This window comes from Neobacillus niacini (assembly GCF_036961885.1).
Taxonomy (GTDB): domain Bacteria; phylum Bacillota; class Bacilli; order Bacillales; family Cytobacillaceae; genus Neobacillus; species Neobacillus niacini_H.
The window spans coordinates 27627-38548 of record NZ_JBALNQ010000064.1 but is presented as its reverse complement, the minus strand read 5'-3'; the positions used below and the strand labels follow the sequence as shown (position 1 = coordinate 38548).

At 38.2% G+C, this 10922-nt stretch carries 11 protein-coding genes and 1 tRNA gene; 1 reads left to right on the top strand and 11 read right to left on the bottom strand.

Annotated elements, in window-relative coordinates; translation table 11 throughout:
- Window positions 1-69: 69 nt before the first annotated feature.
- From V7124_RS22920 to spoIIE, 3 genes are read right to left on the bottom strand one after another with little or no spacing between them, the layout of a single operon-like run.
- Window positions 70-1080, bottom strand: coding sequence for a protein kinase domain-containing protein (locus V7124_RS22920; protein WP_335493796.1), 1011 nt, complete (start codon window positions 1078-1080; stop codon window positions 70-72).
- Entirely contained in the window at window positions 1049-1924 is an 876-nt protein-coding gene (locus V7124_RS22915; RefSeq protein WP_335415580.1) for a VWA domain-containing protein, read from the bottom strand. Before V7124_RS22915 ends, V7124_RS22920 begins: the two co-directional genes overlap by 32 nt.
- Window positions 1882-4362 (bottom strand): stage II sporulation protein E, encoded by a 2481-nt coding sequence (spoIIE, locus tag V7124_RS22910; protein WP_335415579.1) that lies wholly within the window; start codon window positions 4360-4362, stop codon window positions 1882-1884. The genes V7124_RS22915 and spoIIE overlap by 43 nt, the downstream gene beginning before the upstream one ends.
- Before the next feature lie 237 nt (window positions 4363-4599).
- On the opposite strand from spoIIE, the gene V7124_RS22905 reads away from it, so the two are divergent.
- Window positions 4600-4673, top strand: a tRNA-Met gene (locus tag V7124_RS22905).
- Between the two features lie 162 nt (window positions 4674-4835).
- Here V7124_RS22905 and V7124_RS22900 read toward each other — a convergent pair.
- The 8 genes from V7124_RS22900 to spoVT all read right to left on the bottom strand — a co-directional run bounded on the left by V7124_RS22900 (window position 4836) and on the right by spoVT (window position 10859).
- On the bottom strand, window positions 4836-5279 hold the full coding sequence (locus V7124_RS22900; protein WP_335415576.1) for a S1 domain-containing RNA-binding protein: 444 nt from the start codon (window positions 5277-5279) through the stop codon (window positions 4836-4838).
- Window positions 5280-5366: 87 nt separating this feature from the next.
- Complete coding sequence (locus V7124_RS22895; RefSeq protein ID WP_335415572.1) at window positions 5367-5759, bottom strand: FtsB family cell division protein; 393 nt, start codon at window positions 5757-5759, stop codon at window positions 5367-5369.
- Window positions 5760-5772: 13 nt separating this feature from the next.
- The gene (gene yabQ, locus V7124_RS22890; protein ID WP_335493758.1) at window positions 5773-6405 is read right to left on the bottom strand and encodes a spore cortex biosynthesis protein YabQ; all 633 of its coding nucleotides are present in this window, start codon (window positions 6403-6405) and stop codon (window positions 5773-5775) included.
- Window positions 6402-6704, bottom strand: a complete 303-nt coding sequence (gene yabP / locus V7124_RS22885; protein ID WP_095250671.1) for a sporulation protein YabP — start codon at window positions 6702-6704, stop codon at window positions 6402-6404. Before yabP ends, yabQ begins: the two co-directional genes overlap by 4 nt.
- Before the next feature lie 91 nt (window positions 6705-6795).
- Window positions 6796-7065 carry an RNA-binding S4 domain-containing protein gene (locus V7124_RS22880; RefSeq protein WP_335415565.1) on the bottom strand — a complete coding sequence of 90 codons (270 nt, stop codon included), beginning with the start codon at window positions 7063-7065 and terminating at the stop codon, window positions 6796-6798.
- Between the two features lie 15 nt (window positions 7066-7080).
- The gene (mazG, locus tag V7124_RS22875) at window positions 7081-8541 is read right to left on the bottom strand and encodes a nucleoside triphosphate pyrophosphohydrolase (RefSeq protein ID WP_335493756.1); all 1461 of its coding nucleotides are present in this window, start codon (window positions 8539-8541) and stop codon (window positions 7081-7083) included.
- A gap of 6 nt (window positions 8542-8547) precedes the next feature.
- The gene (locus V7124_RS22870) at window positions 8548-10170 is read right to left on the bottom strand and encodes a putative polysaccharide biosynthesis protein (protein WP_335493754.1); all 1623 of its coding nucleotides are present in this window, start codon (window positions 10168-10170) and stop codon (window positions 8548-8550) included.
- A 152-nt stretch (window positions 10171-10322) separates the two neighbouring features.
- Complete coding sequence (gene spoVT, locus V7124_RS22865; RefSeq protein ID WP_090767931.1) at window positions 10323-10859, bottom strand: stage V sporulation protein T; 537 nt, start codon at window positions 10857-10859, stop codon at window positions 10323-10325.
- Window positions 10860-10922: the final 63 nt, after the last annotated feature.

Genomic DNA, 10922 nt, shown 5'->3' with positions numbered 1-10922 from the left:
CGCTGACCAGGGCGCTTGCACTTTTCTTATTCACTTTAATACGAAATAATCTAACATAAGTTTCAAAAATTAAATAAGTTTTTGAAAAATATACAATAAGTATAACAATGCAATAAAGATGGTGATCATGATTGTTTCTGCCCAACGGCTCTTTTTCTTTTTTTTACGGTATATCTGCCGGGATTTTGTCTGGTTTGACTGCTGGTTTATCTTTTGTTTTTGATTGGTGCTGTTGGTACTAGTAACAGCGGCGTTATTAAGTGATTCAGGGCTTTTCTTATCTATTACTAAAGAAAGTAATTCTGTTCTCATTTGAAGTGCATTCGTATACTGCCCTTGTAGTGCCTTTATAATAACTCTCTCTAACGGAAGTAATTCCCTTTGTTTTCCAATTGATTCTCTTAGCTGCGAAATCCCTCCCGCTGTCTTATTAAAGCGTTTGGGATAGGCTGTATTAATCATAATCATAGCAACAGCAAATAAATCATACGCAGGGTCTGCTTTTCTTGTTCCTAAACCCCAATAACCACGGTCATAAAACTCAGTAAATTCCTTTATTGCTCTTCCTTGTAATGTTGTTCCACCGACATCAATGCATCTAATTCTTGGAGTTGGTCCAGTAACAATTAGATTTTCTGGCTTTAAATCCCCAAACACCCAACCATTTTCATGCAGGGTATTCAAATCATTTAATAGTTGCAGAAAGAGTACTGTGGTCCATGCTTTCCCTTTTTTTTGAATAAATGTCAGCAGATCTGGCCCTTGAATATATTCCATCGTATAGAAAGAAATTTGACCCTGATTGCTTTTCCAATCATCTACATCAAGCAAAGAAGGTCCGAGGGTTGACCCTTGGACCTTCGCAAATGACCTTAATACATTTACCTCAGAAGTAATCGACATTCCATTATCACTCATCTTTAAGGCAACTTGCGTATTTTTAAACTTTGCAAGGTAAACAATGCCGTTTGCTCCATATCCAAGTTCCTTTAGAACGGTATATTTGTTTGAATGCCATTTTCCAGTAATTACAGTACCGGGAGCTACTTTACATCGACTCTTCAAGGAATGATTCATCATCACCGGTCATGAGACTCCTTAATGAACGTTTTGAACTAAATGAAGATAGTGCTGTTCTGATTGCTGGTCCAGTTGGAGTAATTCCTCCTGTTGTCAGCTGGGAGAAGATACTTGTCAAAGATTGTAGTTTTGGCGTCCAATCTAGAATTTTTTCGACATCATTCTTTTTCCCGGGAAATACAAAAACAGCAAACTGATTATCACCAGTACGTGCATTCAAGCTTAGAGAAAGGTCCAGTAGGGCTTCTTTAACAGTAGGAAGCTTGTGTTTCATACTTGCGCTTGTATCGACAAGAATTAACACCTCTAATTCGACAGTTTCTCCAAGTTCATCAACGACCTCCATTACTTCTCCTCTTTTTTCAGGAGGCAGGTCTTCAATTGTCTGAGAACGGCCAAGAATTTGCTGTAATTCGCGATTTACCACACCCTGAATTGTTTGTGTCATCGCTTTTCGTGTCACCATTTGAACAGTTTGTGAGAGCTGCTGAGCATACACAATTTGACTGACTCCGCCACCAGACATCGCTATTCCTTCAATTTCCGTCATTCCCTTTTCATCAATAACATCCTGCTCCATTACACCGATTACATTTACAGATATACCTTGTTCTTTTGCAAGTGCAGCCATTGCAATGGGATCTTCACCTTGATTAGAACAGCCGTCTGTTATTAATAGAATCTGACGAATTTTCCCTGTATACATACTCATTCTCCCTCCACTTTTCGAGTTACTTCCATTTTCGACACAGTGAAGGGGATTTATACATAATGATAGGATAAACAGGATAAAATAGTTGATTACGCTCTTTTCCTCAATGTGGTAACCGGAATACTTGCCCATTTAGGTGTATTATGTTTTATTTTTGCCACCACAATGGTCATATCATCGCCAATTTGGTTATCTCGGGAGCGAATGACCTCCTCTAAAATTAAGTCTGATATTGCCTGTGGATCATCGGTTTGTAACTCTTGTATTTTCCGCTTCATCCATAAGTCGTAATTTTCAACATGCTTCGGGCCTTCAAATATCCCATCGCTCATCATGATGAGTAAATCTCCAGCTTTTAATTGTTCGCTAACGACATCGACTTCAAACTCTTCTAAAATACCTATTGGTAGATTACTTGCCTGAATTTTGATCACTTTATTTCCTCTTTTTATAAAACTAGGGGTTGAACCAATTTTTAAGAATTTCGCTGATGCATTTTGCAAGTCAATCATGGCTAAATCTAATGTTGAAAAAATTTCATCAGTTGTTCGAAGTGACAGTATGGAATTAACTGACTTAATGGCCACTCTTTCCTCAATACCTGATTGCAGGATTTTTTGTAAAAGCAGCAGTGTTTCTTTGCTCTCATAATGAGCTCTTTCTCCATTTCCCATACCATCACTAATCGCAATCGCAAATTTCCCCAACCCTAATTCCATGGTTGAAAAGCTGTCACCTGAAACAAAACCACCATCCATAGCCGCATGGGCCATTCCTGTCTCTACGGTATAGGCTTTAGATGACCTAAATACTACATGGCAAAAGCCATTTGGGTATGCAGCACATTCTTCAGCGGTTACGATAATTTGTTCCCCAAGAATATCTGACAGCATAGGTGCTACCAACTTTTCACACTCTCCATGCCCATTACAAAATGGAACAGACATTTCTATATCTACATTACCTGACTCAAGACTATAAATCTCAACGTGTTCAACCTGAATACCAAAAGCTTGGATTGCCTCCATAATTTGTTCTTCTTGTTTATGATGATTCTCTCGTTCGCGCTGAATCTCCTTTGCAAAGTTATCCATGACCTCTGATACACCAAGAAGTTGTTCAGCTACGAGCTTTCTACTTTCTTGAACCTGTTTTTTTAATTTTTGGTTTGCTTGGAAAAAAGTCAATTCTTGCTGAACCGCTTCATACACTCTTTTCGAGCGGGTGCAGTGCTTGTCCCATTCCCTAGAAAGCTTTGGCGAGACTACTCCCTCGTTTTGGTCCATTTCATGAATAATTTCTTCCATGTATCCATAGGTTGTAGTAAAGTTCTTCGCCCAGCATTGTTCCTTCTTAAAACAGGTATTACATGTTTTTTCAGTAACATGGCTCATAAAATAATCCATTTCCCGTTCATTCTCATTTTCACTAGGTTTTACTTCCATCTGTGAAAAGCTTTTTGAAAGAGCATGAAAGACATTGGAAAATTGTGCTACTCTTTGTGCCGTTACATCACGCATTTTCCTCATATATTTTTGCTGTTCACTTGTGTATTCTGGTGTACCAGGAATATATTTGGCCAATTTAGAGGTAAATAATTGCGGTGTTAATAAGAAAAGAAGAATCGCGGCGGCAGATTCTAATAGGGTTATTGTTAAAGAACCAGAACTGCCCTCCTGCCCGTACATTCCAATCAAGAGTGTTGCAATAAACAAGCCAATTGCAACGCCAATTTTTTTTCCTTCTTTTAATAAACCGCCTAATACCCCTGAAAATGCCAGTAAACTCATATGATAAAAACTTGAAACACTTGCGAGGCTAAAAATTAAACCTGTTACCACGCCAACAGTCGAACCAACTGTCGCCCCAGCAATAAATGAAAATACTAAGACTAGATAGCGTGACATAATATGTTCAAGTGATAAATCGTATATTTTCCAGCCAATCGTTCCAGTCATAATAGAAGCAAGCATAATAATCAAGCAAACAATTTCCTCTGTTTTTAGCAATTGCCTGCGCTTGTTCAAAATTAATAAAGGAATACTCTGTAAAAAAATAAGCGTAAGGATAAACGCTAAACTAGCCTGAACTCCCACCATCATCGCGTCATATAAAGACAATTGTCTAGAAATAATAAACGCTTCAGCTAACTTTCCTATCCCAAGAATGATTGCGACAAAGAAGGGAATCATTCTCATTTCATTTTTTATCCATTTCTCACTAATTCGATAAATAACTAGAAAGAAGACGGATACCAAAAAGGTAAAGGCTGCATTCTTTAAGGAGACAGTTGCCGCACCCGCTACCAACCCTACTAAGGCGAGCGGAGATCGGTCTCTTTTTATTAAAAAAACTGCAGCGAAAAATGGCAGACTAAAAGGGGCAAGCGTGGACAATATCAAAGCTCTTCCTAGTAAGAACCCTACCAAAAGTAAAAGGTAACCCTTGATAAGGAAGAAGGATTCAACTTTTAACAGGAACCTTTTCAAGACGCTCTCCCAAGTCCATTTAGGTGATCGAAAGTTCACCTCTCCGACCGGTTCTAGTAAACTCCGTTCTAGCTTCTCCATAAATCACACTCCTCTACTAATTCTCGTTAAAGACTATTATAAAATTAATAGATTTAGAAGTTTGTCAAATTAGTGAATAATCAGAAATTTTCGTTCGACGGTTTCCACTATTATCATTCAAATAATGTTAACAAATGGGATAGATGTCGTAAAACAAGGTATTTTATTGATAATCCTAAAAATTCATTGACAGCTTAATTTATCCTATGTATTATATAACTTGTGTCTAAAATACATGGCGGTGTAGCTCAGCTGGCTAGAGCGTTCGGTTCATACCCGAAAGGTCGGGGGTTCGACTCCCTTCGCCGCTATACAGAAAAGCTACAGCCCCTAGGCGCTGTAGCTAGAAAAGAAAAGCGAAAGCGCCGTTAATTATCGGCGCTTTTTTGATAATCAAAAAAGACAAGCCGCTTGGCCTGTCTTTTATAGGCAATTTTTATATGTCTGCTTCGTTACAATCAATAAACAGCAAGTTAACCTCTTTTAGCGCCTCTTCCGCCACGCTTCGATTCTGTATGACGTTTTAAAGAAGTTAAACGATCCTCACTATCCTTTAAAAACTTCGCCATTTTTGACTCGAACGTCTCTACTCTAGGAGCATTTCGGTCGTTCGACCTGTTTTGACGCGGACGTTGTGAATGTGAGTTCGAATGTGAATGGGATCTTTGCTGTGTCTCTGGTTTATCAATTGCTTTTTTTATGGAGAGTCCAATTTTTCCATCTTTCCCAACATTGATGACTTTAACCTCTACTTGGTCACCAACTTTAAGATGATCATTGATATCTTTCACATAATTGTCAGCAACCTCACTGATGTGTACGAGCCCAGTTAAGCCATCCGGCAACTCCACAAAAGCCCCGAAATTTGTAATCCCTGTTACTTTCCCCTGTAACTTGCTGCCTACTTCGATTGACATAAAAAGAATTTTCCTCCTTAAGAATTAAAAAAATCAAACTTTTCTTATAGTATACAAAATGACAAAAATAAGTGTCAACGTGACTAGCTATTGGGTGTTTTTACCTTTACTTTCTTCAGGAATATTGAAGATAATTTCACCGTTTTCCGAGAAGAAATATTCTTTCCTAGCAAGCTTTGCAAGGTAATCATCATCATTTAACTTAACGATATCCTCTTTCAGAATCTCCTGTTGCTTTTTTAACTCTGACAACTCATGATCCAGCTGTCTTTTTTGTACGACTTTTTTTTCTAAAGCTGAGGACTGGGAAATAAAGCTAGTAATCATTAAATAGGACATAAGAGCTGCGAACATTAAAAACAAGGATAGTCTTCTAAAAAGTAATTTCCTTTTTCTAGCTGATGCAATCTCGGCAATTTCTTGTTGGTGGATATAGGTTGATTGAATTTTTGCTATATTCTTTTCTCTAACTGAACTCACTTCCCATCCCCCCTTACTCTTTTGGTTTTTTCCACTTTCTGTTTAACTCTACTAAATAATTCCCGATTCCCATAAAAATTCCTGCTGTTTTATTATATAACTTCTCGACGGTTTTTTTAATACCTTTCGGCAAAAGTTTCCATAATATTAATATTATTGTTTTAATTGGTGTCCAAATCACTTTGACAATAAATAAGAAAACCTTTAAAACAAATTGGACAAGGGAAAGAAGCCCCCTGCCAAGTAGGATAAAACTTGAAATGACCAGCTGGAAAAGACCAAGGACAGGTTTATAGATAATCAAATGGAAAGTCCTTCTCATAAATCGGTAAATGGCTATGATGGTATTTATCATCATTTCGAGAAATTTTAAATAAAGTCCTTTAATTAAACTCTGATAGGCGGCAAATCCACACAGAAGGGCAATGAAAATATAGAATCGTAATTCACCATTGTTTACAAGGAATAAGATATAAAAGATGATTAGTGCTTGAATGACCCAAAATAACAAGTCATTAAAAAAAACAATCCAAGACTTTCGGTTAGGTCGATCTAAGAAACGCTGGTAGGTATCAAACATGACCCCAAATAGCGACCCCATTCCAATCATCGAAAGCATGGTAAGGAATTGAGTGGAGAGTGTCATCGGAATAACTTACTAAAGAACCCTTTAGCTTTCTCCCCATGCTGTTCATCTAAGTAAACTAAGTCAAATATCTTTCCCTTAATGGAGACAATTCCTTTTTCAACATCAAGATTTTTCATTTGCAGGTTTTGCCCTTTTATGGCTAAAAAGCCCATGGAGGTTTCCAATAAGAATTCCTCATTGTCAAAGCTTTCTACTTGTTTGACACCCGTTATATCGAGGAGTTTTCTCCCTCGCATGATGACATCATGCTCTGGAACCGTACTTTTGACAGGATTTGTTTCATAATATTGGCTCATTCATCATCCCTCACAATCATTTGTACAACCATTTATTACAATTTTATGTGAGGGGGATATGAATTAGAACAAGCCATTTCACTTTGCGCGTTTAGAACTGTGATTCCCCAAGTCTTTCTTCTTTAATAATCGTATACATTTCTGCTGCCGCTTCTTTTCTAGTGGTATCTTGAATGACATCGATTCTTGCTGTAACCAGTCTTTGTCCAAGGCGGATGGTTAGTTCATCGCCAACTTTGACTGTTGAACTTGCTTTCGCTTCTTTTCCATTTATAAGAATTCTGCCTTGGTCCGATACTTCTTTTGCCAACGTTCTTCGTTTAATTAATCTTGATACTTTTAAATATTTATCTAATCTCATTACTATCCCCCGATTCTAAAGTCCGTTAGATTTTGCTTCATTCCAGAATTGATCAAGTTCTTCTAAAGAATGAGCATCTATCGGCTTGTTGCTGTTCTTTACCTTTTCTTCTATAAAATGAAATCTTCTAATAAACTTTTCATTGGTCTCAAATAATGCCTCTTCTGGGTGTATATCTAAAAACCTTGCAACATTGACAAAGGCAAAGAGAATATCTCCGAATTCCTTTTTGGCATTAACAAGACTCTGTGTCACTATTTCATTCTCGAATTCCACAAGTTCTTCTTTCACTTTCGCCAAAGCAGGTGTTATCTCCTGCCAATCAAAGCCAACTTTCGCTGCTTTCTTCTGAATATCGTATGCTCTTATTAAATTAGGCCTTGATTTGGAAATGCCATCAAGAAGGGAAGCTTCCGTCTCACCCTTTTCCTGCTTTTTAATTTCCTGCCAGTTACGAAGGACCTCTTTTGTGTCTTCCGCTTTTATATCACCGAATACATGGGGATGCCTGCGAATCATTTTCGCTGAAAGTACCTCAATCACATCTTCAATTGCAAAATAGCCATCATCCTCACCAATTTGGGCATGAAGCATAACTTGCAATAAAACATCGCCAAGTTCTTCTATGATATGATCAATATCACCACTATCGATTGCCTCGATTACCTCATAGGTTTCTTCAATTAAGTATTTTTTTAAGGACTCATGGGTTTGTTCCTTATCCCATGGACAGCCATTTGGTCCCCTTAAGACCGCAATAATCTCCCGAAGCTTAGAGAAGTTTTTAAACATAATTTGTTCCTCCTGTACAGGAGGAATATAGACAGAGGTGAGATTATCAAGGGTTACCTTTCGATCCAGCTCGTATAAAGGCACCCGCTCTAGTCGTTCACTGCTGCTGCCTGCTGCTGTCACAATGACAACCTCATAATCATCCGGAAGTCTTTCCATAAGTGTCAGCTTTATATTAGAGGCTACAAACGGATCATAGACTTGACTAATAAAAATATGCTGATCGATTTGCAGCTGATTAGAACGCAGTGATGTTCCATCAAGAAGTTGGAAACCGTCTACCGGATCAATTTTTAATGACTGAAAGAGGGCATCCACAAAGCTTTGACCTCCGCCTATGATGATTTCTACTTCCTCTTTGGGACCATATTCCAATAGTAATTGTACCGTCCGCTCAGCTACAAGAGGATGACCAGGCACCGCATAAACTACCTGCTCTGTTTTCGCCTTTGCAAGTAAGGTTTGGACAATTTCTTGGTATACCTCCTCAAACTGGTCATGCTTTTCATATACCGAATCAAAGGAGGAATAACGGAAATTCTCTGTTTCTAACTCGTTTACAACAGGATGTTCCTTTGTCCTTAAATAAACATGATTTGCCTTCATTAACTTTTTATACACACCAAAAGGAAGCTGTTCCAAGTCGCCTGCTCCCAAACCAAGAATCTCAATTGATTTGCCCATATTCGTTTAACTCCTATTCTTTTTTGGTAATAAAAGGCTTAATTTGCTGCCGAATGGAAATAATGAGAGCTCCTTTTCCAAAAAGACTCCCCCTCTGACAATAATAAGTAAGAACAGAAAACCTCCAGAAAGGACACCGCCAAGTGCTTGGGTCGTTGCCACTACTCTTTCAGTTCCGTTCGGTATCGTAATCAAATCCGTTAAGGCGAGATAGCCTTTTAAAAATAATACCATCACAAGTGCTGCTACTAACAGAGGACTTAGGAAACGGGTCGTTTTCAGTATATTGGTCTGCATACGATTGAATTTAACGATTAAAAGAAAGCAAACCAATACTAAGGTGACAAGAGTGGCATAAGCAGCACCCATTGTCCCAAACTTCGGGACGAATAGAGCATTAAGCCCATACTTGACAGGGAATGTTCCCAGGACCGCAACTGCTGGAAAAAGTAATGAACCTAAACCCTGCATAATTGCAATAATCGTAGTAATGATTGAGCTCAGGAGTATGACAAAGCTTAGAATTCCTAACACCGAGGAACCGGAGTTATTTTCAAATAACATAATATTGACTGGTTCAATAATTGCCCAGAGACCGACAGAAGCTCCTACACCAATGACGATACTTATCCTAATGGCCAACTGAATTTTATCGTTTAAGAATACAGTGTCTTTTTTTATTCTCGCACTCGTGATCAACGGAACGAGAGATAAGGACATGGAAGCAGCAACAATTGTTCCTAACTGGATCAATGGCTGTCCACGGTCGAATATTCCTTTAATACTTTTTGCCATATCCTTCTCATAACCATTTTCAGTAAGTATGGAGTATAGATTTAAGGAATCAGCCATTTGGATAAATATCATTAACATCCCGCTAATACAGATCGTAAGACCTTGAAAGATTAGGGCTTTTAATATAACGCCAGCCTCGCGGTAATAGCCAAAAAGCATGCCTTTTCTTGGAGCAATTATTCTCCATTCTTTACGAATCCAAAGGAATGTAAACAAAATAAGCGCTGATACCATACCCCCTGTAATCGATCCAAACATGGCTCCGCCGCCGATAAGATACAATGAATAGCCTAAATTCGTGAATGTATAGGCTAAAAAAAGAATCGTAAATGCTCGTATGAATTGCTCGCCAACCTGTGATAGCGCTGTAGGTACCATGTCTCCTTTTCCTTGATAATATCCCCTTAGAATCGCCGTTATTGGAAATAGTAAAAAAACAATCGAAACTACCTTCAATAAAATAGACAACCTCACATCATTCATCCAAAAAGCAATATAATCCGCACCTAAATAAAGGATAAGAAAACAGACAACTCCAAACACCTGCAAAATGATAAATGCTAAGAAGAAAAGCCGTCTTATTTTCTCATGATCATTTTTTACCCTTTGTTCAGCATACAGCTTAGATAAAACGACAGGAAATCCTGTTGTAGCCAACACCATAGCAAGACCATAAAACGGGTATACTTGTTGATATATGTAAAAGCCGACATCACCGACAATGTTTTGAAACGGGATCCTATAAACAGCACTTAGGATTTTTGTTATCAGTGCCGCAATGGCTAAAATAAAAGCCCCTCTAAAAAGAGCCTTCGATTGATTTACCTGCTTCATTTCTTTTCTCCTCATAGAACCTAAACTCGAATGTATTATAACACAAAATACAAAGCCGAAGCGCCTTGTACAGGGGTGACTACTTACTGATTGGGGCACAAATAAAAGAGACAGCTTGGCTGCCTCTTTTATTTGTGCGTATAGTATTCGTTCTAGGACTCCATTTGTCTGGCTAAAAATCCAGCAGCTGTTTCAACTGCCTTCTTCTCGACTTCACCAAGTGTTCCTTCTTTTGCATAGATGATTACAGCTCCAATTGGATCACCATTTGCAATGATTGGTCCAATTGTATAAGATGAAATCGTCTCATCATTCCCATCTGCTAACGCGATATCACCTTGTTGGGTTACGAGAACTGAATTACGATCTTCCATGGTTTTTTCCACTAAATCGCTTATATTTTTACTTAAATAATCTTTTTTGGAACTACCTGCTAATGCAATATAAGTGTCTCTATCACAAATTAACACCGGGTTTCCGAGGCTGTCAAATAGGGCTTCTGCATATTCTTTGGCAAAATCGCTTAACTCGCTGATAGGTGAATACTTCTTTAAAATGACTTCTCCATCCCGATCGACAAAGATCTCTAACGGATCCCCCTCACGGATACGCAACGTTCTGCGTATTTCTTTCGGAATGACAACACGACCTAAATCATCGATTCGACGAACTATTCCAGTTGCTTTCATCCAATGTTGCCTCACTTTCATCTGATGATTTTAACTAACTTGGTAATGACCAACTTTGAACTT

Excerpts from the sequence above, each read along its gene's own strand:
- V7124_RS22920 (WP_335493796.1), bottom strand. The coding sequence starts at position 1,080 with ATGATGAATCATTCCTTGAAGAGTCGATGTAAAGTAGCTCCCGGTACT.
- V7124_RS22915 (WP_335415580.1), bottom strand. The coding sequence starts at position 1,924 with ATGGGCAAGTATTCCGGTTACCACATTGAGGAAAAGAGCGTAATCAAC.
- spoIIE (WP_335415579.1), bottom strand. The coding sequence starts at position 4,362 with ATGGAGAAGCTAGAACGGAGTTTACTAGAACCGGTCGGAGAGGTGAAC.
- V7124_RS22900 (WP_335415576.1), bottom strand. The coding sequence starts at position 5,279 with ATGTCAATCGAAGTAGGCAGCAAGTTACAGGGGAAAGTAACAGGGATT.
- yabQ (WP_335493758.1), bottom strand. The coding sequence starts at position 6,405 with ATGACACTCTCCACTCAATTCCTTACCATGCTTTCGATGATTGGAATG.
- yabP (WP_095250671.1), bottom strand. The coding sequence starts at position 6,704 with ATGAGCCAATATTATGAAACAAATCCTGTCAAAAGTACGGTTCCAGAG.
- V7124_RS22880 (WP_335415565.1), bottom strand. The coding sequence starts at position 7,065 with ATGAGATTAGATAAATATTTAAAAGTATCAAGATTAATTAAACGAAGA.
- mazG (WP_335493756.1), bottom strand. The coding sequence starts at position 8,541 with ATGGGCAAATCAATTGAGATTCTTGGTTTGGGAGCAGGCGACTTGGAA.
- V7124_RS22870 (WP_335493754.1), bottom strand. The coding sequence starts at position 10,170 with ATGAAGCAGGTAAATCAATCGAAGGCTCTTTTTAGAGGGGCTTTTATT.
- spoVT (WP_090767931.1), bottom strand. The coding sequence starts at position 10,859 with ATGAAAGCAACTGGAATAGTTCGTCGAATCGATGATTTAGGTCGTGTT.